19 protein-coding genes are annotated in these 16,919 nt (G+C 53.8%); 3 read left to right on the forward strand and 16 right to left on the reverse strand.

Annotation, left to right across the window (positions count from 1 at the left end; translation table 11 throughout):
• Nucleotides 1-52 precede the first annotated feature (52 nt).
• The 3 genes from CV944_RS02210 to CV944_RS02220 all read right to left on the reverse strand — a co-directional run bounded on the left by CV944_RS02210 (nt 53) and on the right by CV944_RS02220 (nt 2,789).
• Nucleotides 53-1,006: an ROK family glucokinase gene (locus CV944_RS02210; protein ID WP_033010241.1), complete on the reverse strand. Its 954-nt coding sequence runs from the start codon at nt 1,004-1,006 to the stop codon at nt 53-55.
• Between the two features lie 10 nt (nt 1,007-1,016).
• A complete protein-coding gene (locus CV944_RS02215; protein WP_033010242.1) occupies nt 1,017-1,229 on the reverse strand; it encodes a YqgQ family protein in 213 nt (70 codons plus the stop codon).
• A gap of 96 nt (nt 1,230-1,325) precedes the next feature.
• Nucleotides 1,326-2,789 carry a spore germination protein gene (locus CV944_RS02220; protein WP_033010203.1) on the reverse strand — a complete coding sequence of 488 codons (1,464 nt, stop codon included), beginning with the start codon at nt 2,787-2,789 and terminating at the stop codon, nt 1,326-1,328.
• A gap of 125 nt (nt 2,790-2,914) precedes the next feature.
• Between CV944_RS02220 and CV944_RS02225 the strand changes: the two genes are divergently transcribed.
• Complete coding sequence (locus CV944_RS02225; protein WP_063330778.1) at nt 2,915-3,784, forward strand: hypothetical protein; 870 nt, start codon at nt 2,915-2,917, stop codon at nt 3,782-3,784.
• On the opposite strand, the gene CV944_RS02230 is transcribed toward CV944_RS02225, so the two are convergent.
• The 5 genes from CV944_RS02230 to rpmG form a co-directional block, all read right to left on the reverse strand.
• Entirely contained in the window at nt 3,781-4,953 is a 1,173-nt protein-coding gene (locus tag CV944_RS02230; protein ID WP_198518477.1) for a rhomboid family intramembrane serine protease, read from the reverse strand. The two genes, CV944_RS02225 and CV944_RS02230, sit on opposite strands and share 4 nt — an antisense overlap.
• Before the next feature lie 204 nt (nt 4,954-5,157).
• Nucleotides 5,158-5,334: a hypothetical protein gene (locus tag CV944_RS17405; RefSeq protein WP_167438915.1), complete on the reverse strand. Its 177-nt coding sequence runs from the start codon at nt 5,332-5,334 to the stop codon at nt 5,158-5,160.
• A 76-nt stretch (nt 5,335-5,410) separates the two neighbouring features.
• Nucleotides 5,411-6,187, reverse strand: a complete 777-nt coding sequence (locus CV944_RS02235; RefSeq protein WP_044743159.1) for a DUF92 domain-containing protein — start codon at nt 6,185-6,187, stop codon at nt 5,411-5,413.
• Nucleotides 6,177-6,746, reverse strand: coding sequence for a 5-formyltetrahydrofolate cyclo-ligase (locus tag CV944_RS02240; protein WP_033010210.1), 570 nt, complete (start codon nt 6,744-6,746; stop codon nt 6,177-6,179). Before CV944_RS02240 ends, CV944_RS02235 begins: the two co-directional genes overlap by 11 nt.
• Before the next feature lie 58 nt (nt 6,747-6,804).
• Nucleotides 6,805-6,954 carry a 50S ribosomal protein L33 gene (gene rpmG / locus CV944_RS02245; protein WP_011231931.1) on the reverse strand — a complete coding sequence of 50 codons (150 nt, stop codon included), beginning with the start codon at nt 6,952-6,954 and terminating at the stop codon, nt 6,805-6,807.
• Between the two features lie 166 nt (nt 6,955-7,120).
• On the opposite strand from rpmG, the gene CV944_RS02250 reads away from it, so the two are divergent.
• Both CV944_RS02250 and CV944_RS02255 read left to right on the forward strand, forming a co-directional pair.
• Nucleotides 7,121-7,462 carry a hypothetical protein gene (locus CV944_RS02250; RefSeq protein ID WP_063330781.1) on the forward strand — a complete coding sequence of 114 codons (342 nt, stop codon included), beginning with the start codon at nt 7,121-7,123 and terminating at the stop codon, nt 7,460-7,462.
• A complete protein-coding gene (locus CV944_RS02255; RefSeq protein ID WP_100663797.1) occupies nt 7,459-7,893 on the forward strand; it encodes an MltG/YceG/YrrL family protein in 435 nt (144 codons plus the stop codon). The genes CV944_RS02250 and CV944_RS02255 overlap by 4 nt, the downstream gene beginning before the upstream one ends.
• Nucleotides 7,894-7,945: 52 nt before the next feature.
• On the opposite strand, the gene phoU is transcribed toward CV944_RS02255, so the two are convergent.
• From phoU to CV944_RS02295, 8 genes are all read right to left on the reverse strand, one after another.
• On the reverse strand, nt 7,946-8,599 hold the full coding sequence (gene phoU, locus CV944_RS02260) for a phosphate signaling complex protein PhoU (RefSeq protein WP_063330783.1): 654 nt from the start codon (nt 8,597-8,599) through the stop codon (nt 7,946-7,948).
• Nucleotides 8,600-8,622: 23 nt separating this feature from the next.
• Nucleotides 8,623-9,465, reverse strand: a complete 843-nt coding sequence (pstB, locus tag CV944_RS02265) for a phosphate ABC transporter ATP-binding protein PstB (protein ID WP_044743156.1) — start codon at nt 9,463-9,465, stop codon at nt 8,623-8,625.
• 39 nt (nt 9,466-9,504) lie between these two features.
• Complete coding sequence (gene pstA / locus CV944_RS02270) at nt 9,505-10,386, reverse strand: phosphate ABC transporter permease PstA (protein ID WP_198518478.1); 882 nt, start codon at nt 10,384-10,386, stop codon at nt 9,505-9,507.
• Between the two features lie 5 nt (nt 10,387-10,391).
• Nucleotides 10,392-11,345, reverse strand: a complete 954-nt coding sequence (pstC, locus tag CV944_RS02275; RefSeq protein WP_063165266.1) for a phosphate ABC transporter permease subunit PstC — start codon at nt 11,343-11,345, stop codon at nt 10,392-10,394.
• An 85-nt stretch (nt 11,346-11,430) separates the two neighbouring features.
• On the reverse strand, nt 11,431-12,396 hold the full coding sequence (locus tag CV944_RS02280) for a PstS family phosphate ABC transporter substrate-binding protein (RefSeq protein WP_063165265.1): 966 nt from the start codon (nt 12,394-12,396) through the stop codon (nt 11,431-11,433).
• Nucleotides 12,397-12,694: 298 nt separating this feature from the next.
• Nucleotides 12,695-14,791, reverse strand: a complete 2,097-nt coding sequence (locus tag CV944_RS02285) for a peptidoglycan D,D-transpeptidase FtsI family protein (protein WP_100659077.1) — start codon at nt 14,789-14,791, stop codon at nt 12,695-12,697.
• Between the two features lie 72 nt (nt 14,792-14,863).
• The gene (locus CV944_RS02290) at nt 14,864-16,156 is read right to left on the reverse strand and encodes an MFS transporter (protein WP_100659078.1); all 1,293 of its coding nucleotides are present in this window, start codon (nt 16,154-16,156) and stop codon (nt 14,864-14,866) included.
• 140 nt (nt 16,157-16,296) lie between these two features.
• A complete protein-coding gene (locus CV944_RS02295) occupies nt 16,297-16,911 on the reverse strand; it encodes a superoxide dismutase (protein WP_047818706.1) in 615 nt (204 codons plus the stop codon).
• Between the last annotated feature and the right edge of the window lie 8 nt (nt 16,912-16,919).

A 16,919-nucleotide genomic window follows, 5' to 3' on the forward strand; every position in this document is an offset into this window, starting at 1 on the left:
CCAAAAAATGAAAACAACGGCTTGCTCCCTTGCTGGAGCAAGCCGTTGCGGTTTAGGCGCCGATGAGCGATTTCGCCAACCAGGCGCCGCCGATGACTCCGGCGTCATTGCCGAGCGTTGCCAGCACGATCTCCGCTCCGGCGGCGACACGCGGAAAAGCATAGCGGCGGAAATGGGCGGCGACATGCTCAACGAGCAGTGCCCCCGCTTTCGAGACACCGCCGCCGATCACAATTTTCTCCGGATTGGTTACATTGGCCGCATTCGCCAACGCCAAACCGAGATAGCGCGTCACCTCCTCAACAACCTCAAGCGCGAGCGCATCCCCCGTTTTGGCGGCGTCAAACACAGCTTTGGCGGTGACATCGCCGCCGCGGAGCGCGCTCGGACGCTCGCTGGCAGCCAGCTTTTCGCCGGCAATCCGCACAATGCCGGTCGCCGACGCAATCGTTTCCAAACAGCCCGTTTTGCCGCAGTTGCACGGCGCGCCGCCGTCTGCAACCATCGTCATATGGCCAATTTCTCCACCGGCGCCGTTCGTCCCGCGCACGATGGCCCCGTTGGCGATTACGCCGCCGCCAACGCCGGTGCCGAGCGTCACAAACAGCAAATGGCGCGCCCCTCCCCCGGCCCCTTTCCACATTTCGCCGAGGGCGGCGATATTCGCGTCATTGTCGACGGCCACCGGCAGCCCTGTCTCTTCTTCGAGCTGTCGTTTTAAGGGGTAGTGTTTCCATCCTAGATTGACCGCTTCATACAGCATTCCTGTTTCTTCCTGAACCGGCCCGGGGGCGCCGATTCCGATGGCGAGCAGCTGTTCTTTCGTTCCGCCAAGCCGGGCGAGCGTTTCATCCAACGACCGGGCGATATGGGCGACGATCCGTTCGCCGCGGTTGGACGTGTCTGTTGGGATTTCCCATTTGTGTACAATGATTCCGTCTTCTGTAATAAACGCCATCTTCGTCGTCGTGCCGCCAAGATCGATGCCTGCCAACCATTGTTCCATTGCCATTCCCTCATCCTTTTCTCATTCGTTTTTCCCGCTCGATTTGCGCTTCCTGCCGCAAAACAAATAACGCAGCCTGCAATTGTTTGACATCGATGAGCTGAGACTCGTACAGCTCTTTCACTTCCTCCTCCATCAGCTCCAAATCGGCGAGCCGGTCGCCGACATAAATGATCGTGCCAAACTGTTTGAGCAGCTGTTGCACATCGTATACTGTCTTCATCGTCATTGATTCTCCTTTTCTCCCTTTTTAATGTATCGGCAAATATCCGCAGCCGTCAAGACAAAAAAGCAGGCGCCGGGAAATAGAGCGCCTGCGTCAACGGTCAGGGTCGCGCGGATGAAGAATGGCCGGCCGCCGGTTTTTCAGCGGCATCGGCGAGCGGATGAGCACATCGCGCATCGCCCGATAAGAAAACGGAATAAACGGCCATAAATACGGGATGCCAAACGACGACATCCGGGCCAAGGAGATGATCCAAACAGTAAGGCCGAGCACATAGCCGTACAGGCCGAACAGGCCGGACAAGATCAGCAAAGCAATGCGGACGAGCCGGTTCGCCAAGCTCATCTCATAGCTTGGCGTCGCAAACGTGCCGATGGCGGCAACCGAGAAATATAAAATCACTTCGTTGGAAAAGAGGCCGACCTCCACGGCAATGCCGCCGATCATAAGCGCCGCCACCAAACCGAGCGCTGTCGCCAGCGAGGACGGCGTATGAATGGCGGCCATTCGCAGCATATCCATGCCGATTTCGATCATCAAAATTTGGGCAAAAAGCGGAATATCGCCTAATTTCGCCTTTCCTAAAAACTGCAGCGGCCCCGGCAGCAGTTCCGGCTCCGTCATCAATAAATACCAAAGCGGCAACAAAAACACCGACGCCCAGACAGCCAAAAAGCGAACGAGCCGCAAATACGCCCCGACGATCGGCTTGTTCCGGTATTCTTCGGCATGCTGCAAATGATGCCAAAACGTTGCCGGGGTGATCATGACGCTTGGCGACCCGTCAACGATGACGAGCACATGCCCTTCGTACAAATGGGCGGCCGCCGTATCAGGACGCTCCGTATAACGAACGACCGGGTACGGGTTCCAATGCCGCCCGGAAATAAACTCTTCAACCGTCTTTTCCGCCATCACGAGCCCGTCCGTATCGATGGCGGAAATCGACTGCCGGACGCGGCGGACAAGTTCCGGGTCGGCAATTTCTTCAATATAGCAAATGCAAATGTCCGTTTTCGAGCGGCGCGCCACCTGTACATATTCCATCCGCAGCGACGGGTCGCGGACGCGGCGGCGGATGAGAGCCGTATTAAAGATGATCGTTTCCACAAACCCGTCGCGCGCCCCGCGCACTACCCGCTCAGTGTCCGGCTCCTGCGGGCCGCGCACTGGATAGGTGCGGGCGTCAATTAAAAGGATGCGATCCACGCCATCAACGACGAGCGCCGTCGGTCCGGCAAGCACGGCGGCGACCGCCTCCTCGAGATCGTTCGTTTGCCCGATTTCTACATAAGGAAGATGCCTTTTTAACAGTTTTTCGAGCGGATCAGCGTCCAGTTCACCCTCGTCTAGATGGGACAAATTTCTCATTAAATAATGCAAAATATCGTCTTTCACAAACCCGTCAATCATAAACAATGCCATCGCCCGGCCGCCATACTCGACGTCGAGGCGGATGACATCAAAGCTTTTGCCGACCCCAAGCCGCTCGGCTAAGTAAGCCGCATTGTCTTGGAGACGGCATGAAGCTGGCCGTTTCGGCACACGTTTGTCCATCGCCATCCCCCTGCATCTCGTGTCACTGTATACTCCCCATCATAGACAACCAGCAGGAAATTCATACATAAATGTCCCTTTCTATGCATATATTGGTGGAAACTTGTCCGCTCAGGGAGGATGCCATGAGACGATGGTTGTTGGCCGCCGTAGGAGCAGCGTTTTTTCTCGCCGCTATAGCTGCGCTGTTTTCGTGGTGGGAGCGTCAGCGCACCGAGGAAACGATTAAATTTTTCCCGCTTGACCGCGAGGCGGTGTTCACCGAAGCGAAAACCACTCTTGCGCTTGCAACAAACAAAGAGCGCGGGCGCTATTCGCTGCGTTGGTCCACTGTCTCCACGCTGAACCGCCGCGCCTATTTGCGGCAAGACGTTTCATTGCTGTTTGCTGACGGCCGATTGGTTGATGTATTGTCCCGATGGGAGACGAACACCGGAACGATCGCCATGGAAAAAACAGCAATTATGCATGACAGCCGTTTTTTCCAAGCCATTTCGTTCCATCATGGTGAACTGCACAGGGGCGAAACGATCACAAGCAGCCAAACGATGTCAAGCGCGTATTTGTATGTCATCGACTCGCCATACCATCCGCTCGCATCATTCCGCCGGCCGAAAACGGGCGCCGAGCGCGAATGGCAGCGCGTCTTGAACAAGGCAACGAACGAATTTCTCCGCCATAAGGCGGACGAGCTGCTTTCCCATTTTTCGCTATCGAAAGAAGACTACTACGCCCTTTATTTGCCGGAGCTTGTCGCTTATACGGAACAACCGCTGCCCGGCTTGTCGATGACAAAAACACAGACGATCATCGGCCGCCTATGGGAGGGGATCTATAAGTCGTACGTTCTCGGCATAAAAAAAGAGGATGGCTCCATCCTCTCGCCGATCGGCAGCACGGTGCCCCTTATTTTGATCCGGAAAGATTACGGTCAAATCCTTGTTTTGCTTGAAGCGAAAAATGGAGACAAAGTCATGCTCATCCAAGTTCCTTAGCGGAAACCAAGCCATAAGCCGGACGCTGCCAATAACAACGCGGCGGCCAATGCGCCGGCCTGCCGCCCCGAAGCGGTCTGCTTCGGCAAATGGACAGCACCCGCTGCCAGAAAGCCGCCGACAAGCCCGCCGATATGGCCGGCGTTGTCAATGCCGGGAACAAGCAGGCCAAACAGCAGGTTGACGACGATTAAGCTGATTACGTTCATGCCCATCGTCCGAAAAAATAGATGCCGGTAAACCGTCCCAAAATAAAGAAGCGCCCCAAACAATCCGAAAATGGCGCCGGACGCCCCGGCCGAAATCGATGGAGTGAACAAAAAGCTCGACAGCGTTCCGAAAAAACCAGCCGTTGCATAAATGATCAAAAAGCGAAGCGAACCGTACAACCGCTCTGTCGTCGTCCCTAAATAATACAGCGCAAACGTGTTCGTCAACAAATGCAAAAACCCGATATGCAAAAACATCGGCGTCAAAAATCGCCACCATTCCCCCGCCTCAATGAGCGGATTGAATTTGGCGCCATACCGGATCAAGACGTTGGGGTCCGTGCTGCCACCGCTCCACTCGAGAACAAAAAACATAGCGACTTGCACGATCATCAGCAGCCGAGTGAACACCGGCCTGCCGTATTCAAAAATGCGCCGCTCTTCCTCCCGTTGGCGGCGCCATTCCGTCAGCACTTGATGTTTGAAACGCTCGGCGGCGGCGAACGGGTCTTCCTCTTCCGCAGATGGAGCCGGGCGGAGCGCCGCCCCGGTCATCTCCTCGAGCCGCGGCAGCATGTCATTGATGTTGCCGCTATGAATGAGAAGCGTATGAAACGCGCCATCGCCCGTCCCTAAAAGCGGCAGCGGTTCGTCAATGAGAAACTCCCAGTCATCAACCGGCGGATACGCCATGATGTATACGTTGACAACCTGGCCTCCTCTGCCGGTTGCCCGTCCGTCCATCCGCCGAATGAATTGCCACGTATATTCCATATCAAGACGCAGCGACCGACTCCAGTCGAAATCGGCGCGGACGAGGCGGATGAGTGTCGGCCGCCGCCAGCGGGCCGATTCGAGCCATACTTCATCCCCGCGTTCGGCCATCCGCGCGATGCGGTAACCGCCGCGAAGCAAAAGATGAACAAGCTGCCAAAACAATACATCCATCGTTCCAACCATGTTCTCCTCTCCCTTTCTCCGGCAGGCCGAACCCGGCGGACAGCAAAGCTCCGGCTGTCTGGATGATCCAGCGCAATCCAGAGGGAGGCTGTGCCGTTCCCGCCCCAGGCGCGCTTTTTCCACCCGCCCGCTTTGAAATCGACGATAAGGGTGGCCAGCTTCCCGTTCGCGGCATCATAAAACGGCCAGCCGGCCACCGCCTCTCTAGCGCAACATTTGCGACACAACCGCGTTGCGCACCGCCGGAATGTTGAGCGCAAAGCGAACAAGCTGCTTTCGCAGCGGCGGAATGCGCAACGCCCAGTCAGCCATTCGGTAACGATAACGATAGGCGAGCCATCCGGCTGCGACCGCCAACAGCGAGTACGACCATTTGTTCATTGGTGTTCCCCCTTCATCATATGACATGCTCGTTATTCTTTTTTCCCTTTTTCCCCTTAATTATGAAGCAGACGGCCTAACGCCCCAGCACAAGGGCGGCGGCAAGCACCGCACCGGCAGCCGACAAGACGTTGACGGCATCGTTGTCAAGCCAGCGCCATCCTTTCACCTGAACGGTCATCCGCCCGCAATGCTGTTTTCGCTCGGTGGCGATCCCGCATACCGGACAGCGGTAAACGGTCTGCCAGGCGGCGCCAAGCCATGTATCCAGCCAGCTGCCAAACCAGCCGAACAGTGCAAGGGGGAGCCACGGTGCAGCGGGAAGGAGCAACGCGCCGCTGGCGGCGATGAACAGCGCCCCAGCAAGGGAAGCGGCCGTGCCAAGGAGCGTCACCGCTCCGGAAGTGCCGGCCTCGACCGACTGAAAACTCGGCCATGTCCGCGGCGGACGCCGGCTCAAGGCACCGATTTCCGACGCCCATGTATCGGCGTTCGCCGCCGCGACCGCGACGACGAACAGCTCGTTCCAAACCGGGTCAGGGAGCAGCGCCGCCAGCAGTCCGAGCGCAGCCGGCACTCCACCGTTGGCCAGCACTTGGACCGCATCGCGCCGCCCCCCTTTTGCCACCTTTTCGGCGAGTTTCTCCTTTTTCCGCCTCCCGATATGGCTGAAAAAGCTGGAGCTGGCAAAAAATAATCCCAGCAACCATAGCCCGCTCCATGAAAAACCATACCCAACCAAGGCGCCGACAACAACGGTCGCCGCCGCTCCCGAGGCGGACAGCAAGCGCAGCAGCCACCCGCCGCCGGCTGCGATGGCGGATGCAGCAATATACGCCCATTCACCGCTCACAGCGAATGACCCCTTTATCGGTAATAATGAACTCTACCGGCACGTCATGTTCTTCTGCTGGGATGTCGTCCACCACTTGAAACGAATAGGCAAGCGCCGCCGTCACTGCCGCCGCCCCCGGCAAGTACCGGTCATAATACCCGCCGCCGTAGCCGATCCGAAAGCCATTTTTGGCAAAACACACTCCTGGAACAATAATGAGATCAAACTCCTCGCGATCCATCGCCGTCGTTTGTTCCTCGATCGGCTCAAGCAGCCCGGCATACGCCTCTTCAAGCTGGGCAAACGACACGATCCGCCGAAACGTCATCGTTTTCGCCGCTGGGTCGCATTTTGGCACGCCGACTTTTTTTCCTTCCCTCCAAGCTTGTTCAATGATCGGCGCCGTATCCACTTCCGTCTCCCGCGCCACCGTGATGGCGATCGCCCGGGCTTGTTTCCACGGCGTCCATTGATATAAATAACCGGCAATTTGCCGGTCGCAAACTCGTTTTTCAGGCGCCGGAAGCTGCCGAAGCCGGCTGAGCATATGACGGCGCAGTTCCCGTTTGCGGTCCATCGTCGCTCCCCTCTCTGTCCGAAAGATAAAAAAGCAGCAGGAATGGCGTTCCTACTGCTTACTTCGTTTCGCGGTGCAACGTAACTTTGCGGTCCCGCGGGCAATATTTTTTCAGTTCAAGACGTTCCGGGTTGTTGCGTTTATTTTTGGACGTAATATAGTTGCGTTCGCCGCATTCTGTGCATGCCAGTGTAATGTTCACACGCATCCTTTTTCCCTCCAAACGTGCTTTATATAATCAGACCTTTCTATGATAGCATTTTTCTGCGACGATTTCCACCTCTAAATTTCATTTCCCTCCATTTTATCTTTTTCCACAAGACCGGCCACAAATAGAATACGATATGATATAGTGAAAAGAGGAGGGATTCATGATGGTAGAATACATGATCATCGCCTTGGCGGCCTTATCGATTCTTTTGCTTGTCCTTTCCTTTTTCGCCAAAGACGAATGGAAGCCGCTCGAAGAACAAATTGACCAGCTGGCTGTCTCGTTGGCGCAAGAAACGTATCAAATGAAAAAACGGCTGCAAGTCATCGAGGAGGAACTGCTCATCCCTGAGCGCCGGCGCCCGCCCCGCCGCGGTCCTTTTTCCGACACCGAGCGGCGCATCTTCTTTTTGCATAAACAAGGATTTCCGCTCGAAGAGATTGCGCAAGAGACCGGTTTGACGGTTGCCGAGGTCGAGCGGATCGTGAGGAGATTGCTGCGATGAAGAAACGGACGATGCGCGCCTTTGCTCTCGGCCTGCTTGTTGCCACGTCATTCATCGGTGTCTCGTATTATCATTCCGCCCCCGATGCGCCGACGGAAGCGGAAGTGCAGGCGTTTCTCGAACAACGCGGGCTTGTTGCCATTGCGAAAAGCGAATACGATCAACTTCGCCGCGACCGGCAAACGTCGGCTGAACAGCCGGCTGCGCAACCGGCGAAAACAGTATACATATACCGCCTTGTCATCCAAACAGGCGACACTCCGGAAACGTTCGCCAAAGAGCTTGAGGCTGCCGGCATTATTCAAAGCGCTCGCACGTTTCGCGAGTACTTGCAGCAGCACGGGCTGACGCGCTCGATCCGCCCCGGCGCCTATAACGTGCGAAGCGATATGGATTATGCGGCAATCAGCCGCTTGATTGCTAAACCATAACGGAAAGAAGGAGGCAAATGATGAAAAGACTGCCTCCTTCTTTGTATTTGCATCAATCATTCAAATCATAATGCTTCCCTTTGACGAGATAAAGGAGATGCTCGGCGATGTTGGTCGCATGATCCGCCGTCCGTTCAATATACCGGGCGACGAGAGCCAGCACGTTCATTTGCGCCAGCGCCTCTTTATCTGTTTTCTCCATCTCAAGCAGCGCTCTCATCATCTCCCCGTACCGCTCGTCAACCTGACGATCCATATCGGCAATTTGTGCAGCCAGCGATGCATCTTCCCGATCGTACGCCGTCATAGCCGCCGATACCATGTCTGCCGCCAATTGGTGCATCGACACTAGTGGGCGGATGTCGATGACGAACGGCTCGCCGCCGATGCGGATGCACGCCTTGGCGACATTAACGGCAAAATCGGCGATCCGCTCGATATCGCCCGCGATTTTGATCGCGGCGATGATGCGGCGCAAGTCGGTCGCGACCGGCTGCTGTTTCGCAATGAGCCACAACGCAAAGTCGTTCACTTCTTCTTCGAGCTTGTCAATCGAGCCGTCTCCGTCAATGACGGCCATCGCCAAATGTTTGTTTTGTGTTTGAAACGCGTCAATCGCCTGTTGCAATGCCACTTCTGTTAACCGCCCCATCTCAACCAGCTTGTTGTGCAGCGCTCGCAAGTCATCAGCAAACGTTTCACGCATTTCAGGCTTTCCTCCCTTGTTTTTTATCCGAAACGGCCGGTAATGTAGTCTTCTGTACGCTGGTCGGCCGGATTGGAAAACAGCTTGTTCGTCTCTGCGTATTCAATCACTTCTCCGTTCAAGAAAAACGCTGTTTTGTCCGAAATGCGGGCCGCTTGCTGCATGTTATGGGTCACGATAATGATGCTGTATTGTTTTTTCAATTCTTGAATAAGTTCCTCGATTTTCAACGTGGAAATCGGATCGAGCGCCGACGTCGGTTCATCCATTAAAATAACGTCCGGCTCAATCGCCAAACAGCGGGCGATGCACAATCGCTGCTGCTGTCCGCCTGATAACCCGTAGGCATGATCGTGCAGCCGATCTTTTACCTCATCCCAAAGCGCCGCCCCTCGCAAACTTTTTTCGACAATTTCGTCGAGCACTTTTTTATTGCGGATGCCATGAATGCGGGGACCGTACGCAATATTGTCGTAAATCGATTTCGGGAACGGGTTCGGCTTTTGAAACACCATGCCGACTTGTGTCCGCAATTGTTCAACCGGATAGGAAGGGTCAAAAATGTTGCGCCCGCGGTAGACGAGCTGGCCGGCAATGCGGACGTTCGGCACGAGCTCGACCATTCGGTTCAACGTTTTAATATAGGTCGATTTTCCACATCCTGACGGCCCGATAATTGCCGTCACCTCATTTTCATAAATTGTTAAATGAATGTGCTTCAGCGCATGATGTTCACCATACCATAAGTTTAAATCTGTTGTCTCGTACACAACGCCTTTTGTTGCAACATCTTCGACCGCCGGCGTTGCCGCAGACGGTTCGACCAACGGTGAGAGTTTTGTTTTCTTTGTTTTTGTTGCCATCATCTGATTGGTCTCCTTTCGCTCTTCCCCGAAATTTTTGCGTTAAAACCGCTTTTGAAACTTGTTGCGAATCAACACCGCGACCGAATTCATCAAAATTAAAAAGACGAGCAGGACGATAATCCCGGCAGCCGCTACATGCTGAAACTCCTCTTGCGGCCGTCCTGTCCAGTTGTAAATTTGCAGCGGCATAACGGTAAACGTATCGAACACGCCGCTCGGCAAGTAGGCGATAAACGTTGGAATGCCGAGCACCACGAGCGGAGCGGTCTCCCCGACGGCGCGGGAGAGCGCCAAGATCGCCCCCGTTAACATCCCCGGCAGCGCCGCCGGCAGCACAACCCGGCAAACCGTTTGCCATTTCGTCGCCCCCATGGCATACGACGCTTCTCGCAACTGCTGAGGAACGGCACGAATCGCTTCTTGGGCCGCGACGACGATCACCGGAAGAACGAGCAAGCTCATGGTCAATCCAGCTGCAAGCACGCTGCGCCCGAGCCCGAGCTCACGGACGAAAATCGTCAACCCGAGCAAGCCAAACACGATCGACGGTACACCGGCCAGATTGGAAATATTCGTTTGAATAAAAGCGGTGAAACGGTTTTTGCGCGCGTATTCTTCCAAATAAATGGCCGTCCCGACCCCCAAAACAAACGAAACCGGTGCGACGATTGCCATCAGCCAGAGGGAGCCGACCAATCCGGATTTGATCCCAGCCTCTTCCGGCCGGCGCGAAGGAAAGCTGTTTAAAAAGTCGCCATCCAGCCAGCCGATCGCCTGCATAATAACACGGGATAATAACAGCATAAGAGCAATCAGTCCAAAAACGGTCGCAAAAAAGAAGATGGCTTGCAGGATGGTGTTTTGCGCCAGCCTTCCTTTCATTCGCTTCCAAACGAGCGGTTTGTCCATTTTGTTTTCCATCGTTTTCAATACTCCTCCCTAAACCGGCGGGAAATGTATTGCGCCAATATATTCATAAGCAATGTAAAAACAAACAGCGTCATCCCGACAGCATAAATGCTGTAGTAAATCGTCGTCCCGTAACCGGCGTCGCCCGTTGTCACTTGGACGATATAGGCAGTTAATGTTTGAATCGATTTCGTCACATCAAATGTAAATTCCGGCGATGATCCGCCAGCCACCGCGACGATCATCGTTTCACCAACCGCCCGGGAAATGCCTAAAATAAATGAAGCGATCACTCCAGAAGCAGCGGCGGGAAGCACGACCTTAAGCGCCACTTCAAGCTTTGTGGCGCCAAGGGCAAGAGCGCCTTCGCGAATCGAGTTCGGCACCGCGCTCATCGCGTCTTCTGACAGCGAGGCGATCATCGGAATGATCATAATCCCCATCACGAGCCCCGGGCTGAGCGCATTAAAAATCTCTAAATCCGGAATAACCTTTTGCAATAACGGCGTCACGATCGTCAACGCAAAAAATCCGTAAACGATCGTCGGAATGCCGGCAAGCACTTCGAGCGCCGGCTTGATGATTCGGCGCGTCCGCTCCGACGCATACTCGCTCAAATAAATAGCCGAAGCGAGTCCAACCGGAACAGCCAAAAGCATAGCGATACCGGTCGTCAGCAGCGTGCCGGTCACAAGCGGAGCGACGCCGAACGATCCATGCTCCTCATTCCACGGAAGCCACTCTTTGCTCGTGACAAACTCAACAATCGATACACGGCGGAAAAATTCGATCGTCTCAAAAAGAAGAGTAAACAAAATGCCGAGCGTTACGAGCACGGAGAGCGCCGCCAATGTAAAGAGAAACTTCGGCGCGAGCTTTTCCATCCTTTTCGGCCAATGTTGCCGCGTTTGGTTTTCGGCAATCATCTCCCGCACCGATAACTGCTGTTCTTTCTTCGTTGGAATCCCCATAAAACGAAAACTCCTTTCCGACATATTCCAGCCGCAGTCACAAGTCTAGGCCGACGGACATCCCTTGTCGCCGGCCTGACGAAACCTATTTCAATCCTTTCAACGTTTCAAGCTGTTCTTTATACTTTTCCTCCGGCAGGCGGACGTAACCAACTTCTTCCGCCAAGTCCCCGGCTGTTTCCATCAAGAATTCCATGTAGTCATACACTTGCGGTTTTTCTTTCAGCGATTTGACGTTCACATACGTAAACAGCGGACGCGAAAGCGGAGTGTATTTTCCTGTTTCAATCGTCTCGTTCGTCGGCTCGACCGGACCGTTGCCACCATCGATCGGAACCACTTTCAGCTTATCTTTATTTTCCAAGTAATACGCATAGCCGAAGTAGCCGATCGCGTATTGATCTCCTTCAACCCCACGAACGAGAATATTGTCGTCTTCCGCAAGTTGAGCCGTTTTGACCAGTTCTTTTCCTTCCAAAATCACTTCATCAAAGTAGTCATACGTCCCGGAATCATGACCCGGCGAGAAAAACTTAATTTCCTCATCCGGCCATCCTGGGCGGATGTCCGACCATTTTTTCACCGTGCCATCTTCCGTCCACATTTTTTTCAGCTCATCGACCGTCAAGTAGTCAACCCAGTCGTTTTCTTTGTTGACAACGACAGAAAGGCCATCATAAGCGAGTTGAAATTCTTGGAATTCAATGCCGTTGGCAGCGGCCGCTTGTTTCTCTTCCTCTTTGATCGGACGGGAAGCGTTCGAAAAATCCGTTTCCCCTTTCGTGAACTTTTCAAATCCACCGCCCGTTCCCGACATACCGACGGACACTTTCACGTTCGGCTGTTCAGCCATGTATTCTTCAGCGGCTGCCTCCGCAATCGGATAGACGGTCGAGGAGCCATCCATGATCACTTCGCCCGACAGTTCGTTCGCTGCGGACTCACCGTTGGCGTCATTTTCCTCTGCTCCGTTGCCTCCGCCACAGGCAGCAGCGATTACCATCACCCCGCTGAGCACCCCGGATAACATGAGCCGTTTCCACTTGTTCATCGTTTTTCCCCCTGCCCATTTCGTTTTCTCCTTACATGTCCTATCATAAATGGCGGCTATTAACGAGGTTTAAACGGAATGTTAAGATTGTGTAAACATTCCGACCGCGTTACTGTCCGGCTCGGACAAATGGTACCTAATTAAATCTTTATCTTTTGTATGAAAAATAGGAATGAAATTGACCGCACGCACAAGTTAAATAGCGAATTGGATGTATTTATTATTCGCTTATTCACCTTTGTTTTATTCAATAAAAAGGCTGATTCAACAGGGAAACCGCCTGTCGAATCAGCCCAGTTTATTGTTGCTCATTTGTTTCTGAAGCCGCCTTCTCTCCATTGGCCCTCTTTACTTTCAATTCAAAATACGCATCTAAAATGCGGCGGCCGATGCGGTTGTTAATGCCATCACTTTCCCCTTGCGTCGCCCACGGGACGACGACCGCAAACGATACTTGCGGATCGTTATACGGCGCATAGCCGACAAGCGTCAAATTGTAGGTCGAGTCATTGCGGCGGCTTTTGATCGGCCCGTCGTAAAACGCTTCAGCCGTCCCTGTTTTCCCGGCCGGCTTGTACGGAGCGCCGGCGAAATACGCATACGCCGTTCCGCCCGGCTCTTGCATGACGCGGCGGAACCCTTCCTGCACGCGCTCAATGTATTCCGTCTTCATATCGACGCGGTTTAACACGATCGGCTCGAACCGTTTGATGACGCGGCTAGGTTCTTTTCCGTCAATGGACGGCTCACGAATTTCTTTGACGAGTTGCGGCTTCATCCGATAGCCGCCGTTGGCGATCGTCGAGACGTATTGCGCCAGCTGCATCGGCGTATACATATCGTACTGGCCGATCGCCAAGTCAAGCAGAAATCCTGGCAGTTTGCTTTGCCCTTGAAAACCGCTCAATTCGTTCGGCAAGTCGAGGCCGGTTTTCACACCCAATCCGAATTGGCTGAAATAATGGCGCATCGTCGTAAACGCGGCCGGATTGATGTCAAGGGGCTGATGCGGACGATACACACCGCCCCCGATGGCGATCGCTGTTTTAAACATATAGACGTTCGACGACTGCTTGAGCGCCGTCAGCTCGTTGATCGTCCCCATCGTTTTCCATGATTTTTTTTCAGGAGTTCGGTAGATATAAAGCGGCTCATCCTTAATATACGTATTCGGATGGAGCACGCCCGTTTGAAAGCCGGTGAGAACGGTCGCGCCTTTTACCGCCGATCCCATCGCATAAGCAGACGTAATGTTGCCGATGGCAAAGTCGACAAACTCGCCATCGCGAAGCAGTTTTCCAGCCATCGCCAACACTTCGCCCGTCTTCGGGTTCATCATGACGACAAACGCCCGGTCCAAGAGCGGCGATCGGCCTTTGCGCTTCGTCGCCAGAATCTCCTGCTGAATGATCTCTTCGACTTTTTGCTGCAATTCAGCATCGATGGTCAACACGAGATCTTTGCCGCGCTCGCCTGGATACACTTGCTCAACCGAGATGACATTGCCCGATTTGTCAACAACGTTTTTCACTTTTGCCTTTTTGCCGTGCAGCACTTCTTCATACTGCATCTCCAAATAGCTTTTGCCGACGCGGTCATTGCGGCTGTAGTCGCGGGCTAAAAAGTAATCGAGCCGTTCGCGCGGGACGCCTTCGTCTTCTTCCGTCACACTGCCGAGCACGGAGCGGAATGTGTTGTCATACACGTATTTCCGGTCCCAGTCAACGGTCGTATTGACGCCGGGCAGCTCGCCCAAATGCTCACTGACGACCGCATATTCGCGGTCGGTCACTCCTTTGCTTTTGACCGTCTGTGGCGTCAAGGCGTAGCCGCTCTCCATCTCATGTTTAATGGCGATCACTTCAAGCTCTGCTTTCGAAATTTGCGCCAAATCTTGCTTGGTGATGCGATCGAGCGTCCACTCGTACACTTTTTTGTCGATCTCTTTTTGCGTCAATCCTTGATCAGCGAGCTTTTTCCGTTCTTGTTCGCTCACCTTCCGTTTCGCTTCTTTCGGATGCGTTAAAATCCAATAATCTTTCATATCGCGCTCCGTCACTTTTTTCTCAGCATCGGGAATGTCGATGTATTGGGCAAGTTTCCTTGCTATGTCCAATATTTCTTCCGGCTGTGTCGTTTTGGAGCGCGTGTACGTAATCGCCTTTTGCGGTGTGTTGTCGACGATCACGCGGCCGAATCGATCGTAAATTTTGCCGCGCGGCACCGGCGTGCTGACGATTTCATCCTGCGTTCGCTCCACTTCGCGGCGGTAGTCCTCTCCGTACACAATTTGCACGACGCCCAAGCGCAAAATAAGCACTGAAAACAACAAAAAGACAAAGAAAAACAAAATGTTTAACCGAATCGGCACTTGTGCCCGTTTCTTCCGTTTCATCCCCCGGCCCTCCTTTCCCCCCTATTGTAAAAGAAAAAGAAGGGGTTGGCTAGGGAAAAACATGGGCGACTTTTATGCTGTCGGGCCGCCCCGTTCATTGGCCAGCTTCGGCCGAAGCAAAAGCCGCCCTTGCCGCTCCCGCTCCGGATGGCCATCAGTCAAGCGGATGCGGCGGACGAACCAGTAAATCACTAGATGTCCAGCCCCGCATACAAACATGAGCATACGAATGCCCATCTTTTCCCCAAACAGTGTCACCGCCGCCAAAAAGGCTAAAATCGATGCCATCCGCCCGGCGTTTAAAAACAGCTCGCGGACGACGATATATTCGACGCGCGCTTCCGCTGATTTCCAGCTTTTCCCGATCACGTCAAACGTCAACGATGAGTACGGAACAAGCAAAATCGGATAAGCGATGGCAATCGTGACGGCATAAAGAAGAAGGCGCGGGTACGAAGGATGAAAGACGATGAGAAAAATGGCTGCATACAGCAAAAGACCGCCCAACAAAATGGCTTTCATCCGGTATTCCCGCTTCATCAACCGGGAGACGACGTAATAAGCGATAAACGATGTGAAGGAATTGACCAATCCGTACTTGCCAAGCGCCCATTCGCTATGGGAGCTGACGTAGACAAGCACGGAAATGACAAAAACGAACGAGCCTTCACGCAGTCCTTGAAAAAAATGGGCGTTCGTAATGAGCCGCCAGTTCCGGTTTTCATTCCGTTCCTTTAAAATGCGGAAAAATAAATATTTCCCCGCTGCCGGACGGCGCTTAAGGAAAAAGCTGAGCAGCACAGCGACAAGAAACAAACCGAGCGACAACGAAAACGTCACCGTGTACCCCTTTGCCCCGGCCAGCGACGAAATGATGTAGCCGGCGGCAATCGGCCCGATCATACCGGCTGATGAGGTCAACACCCCGAAAAAACCGTTAAAAAAGTCGCGCGTCTCCGGTTCGGTAATTTCAAATGTCAGCACGTTAAAAGCGAGCCAGTAAAAACCGTAGCCGACGCCGAGCAGCGCGCCGAGAACGAGCAAATATTGATGGGCGCGGGAGCCGACCAGCAAAACCGTGACAAAAAAAACGGCTAAACATGACACGCCAAGCCGTAAAATCAAAATGCGGTCGATCTGTTTCGCCAGACGGCCGGCAACGATAAACGTCAGCGGCTGCATCGTGACGACCGCCAAGTTGTACAATGCCAAATCGCGAAAATCGCCGGTCTGTTTCCACAAATAAATGTTGACAAACGTGTTCGACAGGGAAACACCGAGCGCATAAAATCCTCCAATGCAAAGCAGCAGCAGTAAATCACGGCCTACTTGTTCTTGGCCGGTCAATTTTTCGAAAAATGCCATTGCGAACTCCCCTTTTCGTCTATCCGGTAGTGTGGCCATTTCCGCTGCCTCTATGCACCCGGCGCAACGAAAACCGCTCCCTTTGCCTGCCCCCTTCGTCGAAAAAAAGCGGAGCGTTTTGTTTCGCCCCGCTTTGTTGATTACTTCGCTTTCGCTTCGCTGTACCGTTTCGCCACTTCGTCCCAGTTGACAATGTTCCAGAATGCGGCAATGTATTCCGGACGGCGGTTTTGGTATTTCAAGTAGTACGCATGCTCCCAAACGTCCAAGCCGAGAATCGGCGTTTTGCCTTCCATGATCGGCGAGTCTTGGTTCGGCGTGCTTGTGATTTCCAGCTCGCCGTTGTTCACGACAAGCCATGCCCAGCCAGAACCGAAACGGCCGGCCGCTGCTTTCGAAAACTCGTCTTTGAACGCGGTGAAGCTGCCGAATTTTTTGTTGATGGCGTCAGCCAGCTCACCCGTCGGCTCGCCGCCGCCATTTGGCGACAAAATCGTCCAGAAAAGCGAGTGGTTCGCATGGCCGCCGCCGTTGTTGCGCACCGCCGTGCGGATGCTTTCCGGAAGGGCTTCCAAATTGCTGAGCAGTTCTTCGAGCGATTTGTTTTGCAAATCCGGATGCCCTTCAAGCGCCGCATTCAAATTTGTAACGTATGTGTTATGGTGCTTCGTGTGGTGAATGTTCATCGTTTCTTTGTCGATGTGCGGCTCCAGGGCATCATACGGATACGGCAATGCTGGCAATTCAAATGGCATCTAAATCT

Origin of the sequence: Geobacillus sp. WSUCF-018B (assembly GCF_002809985.1) — a bacterium.
GTDB classification, from domain to species: domain Bacteria; phylum Bacillota; class Bacilli; order Bacillales; family Anoxybacillaceae; genus Geobacillus; species Geobacillus thermophilus.

Coding starts and splice junctions, on each gene's coding strand:
- CV944_RS02225 (WP_063330778.1), top strand. CDS start 2,915: ATGAGACGATGGTTGTTGGCCGCCGTAGGAGCAGCGTTTTTTCTCGCC.
- pstB (WP_044743156.1), bottom strand. CDS start 9,465: ATGATGGCAACAAAAACAAAGAAAACAAAACTCTCACCGTTGGTCGAA.
- rpmG (WP_011231931.1), bottom strand. CDS start 6,954: ATGCGTGTGAACATTACACTGGCATGCACAGAATGCGGCGAACGCAAC.
- CV944_RS02250 (WP_063330781.1), top strand. CDS start 7,121: ATGGTAGAATACATGATCATCGCCTTGGCGGCCTTATCGATTCTTTTG.
- CV944_RS02290 (WP_100659078.1), bottom strand. CDS start 16,156: ATGGCATTTTTCGAAAAATTGACCGGCCAAGAACAAGTAGGCCGTGAT.
- CV944_RS02240 (WP_033010210.1), bottom strand. CDS start 6,746: ATGGACCGCAAACGGGAACTGCGCCGTCATATGCTCAGCCGGCTTCGG.
- pstC (WP_063165266.1), bottom strand. CDS start 11,345: ATGGGGATTCCAACGAAGAAAGAACAGCAGTTATCGGTGCGGGAGATG.
- pstA (WP_198518478.1), bottom strand. CDS start 10,386: ATGGAAAACAAAATGGACAAACCGCTCGTTTGGAAGCGAATGAAAGGA.
- CV944_RS02285 (WP_100659077.1), bottom strand. CDS start 14,791: ATGAAACGGAAGAAACGGGCACAAGTGCCGATTCGGTTAAACATTTTG.
- CV944_RS02215 (WP_033010242.1), bottom strand. CDS start 1,229: ATGAAGACAGTATACGATGTGCAACAGCTGCTCAAACAGTTTGGCACG.
- CV944_RS02230 (WP_198518477.1), bottom strand. CDS start 4,953: ATGGTTGGAACGATGGATGTATTGTTTTGGCAGCTTGTTCATCTTTTG.
- CV944_RS02210 (WP_033010241.1), bottom strand. CDS start 1,006: ATGGAACAATGGTTGGCAGGCATCGATCTTGGCGGCACGACGACGAAG.
- CV944_RS17405 (WP_167438915.1), bottom strand. CDS start 5,334: ATGAACAAATGGTCGTACTCGCTGTTGGCGGTCGCAGCCGGATGGCTC.
- CV944_RS02220 (WP_033010203.1), bottom strand. CDS start 2,789: ATGGACAAACGTGTGCCGAAACGGCCAGCTTCATGCCGTCTCCAAGAC.
- CV944_RS02280 (WP_063165265.1), bottom strand. CDS start 12,396: ATGAACAAGTGGAAACGGCTCATGTTATCCGGGGTGCTCAGCGGGGTG.
- CV944_RS02255 (WP_100663797.1), top strand. CDS start 7,459: ATGAAGAAACGGACGATGCGCGCCTTTGCTCTCGGCCTGCTTGTTGCC.
- phoU (WP_063330783.1), bottom strand. CDS start 8,599: ATGCGTGAAACGTTTGCTGATGACTTGCGAGCGCTGCACAACAAGCTG.
- CV944_RS02295 (WP_047818706.1), bottom strand. CDS start 16,911: ATGCCATTTGAATTGCCAGCATTGCCGTATCCGTATGATGCCCTGGAG.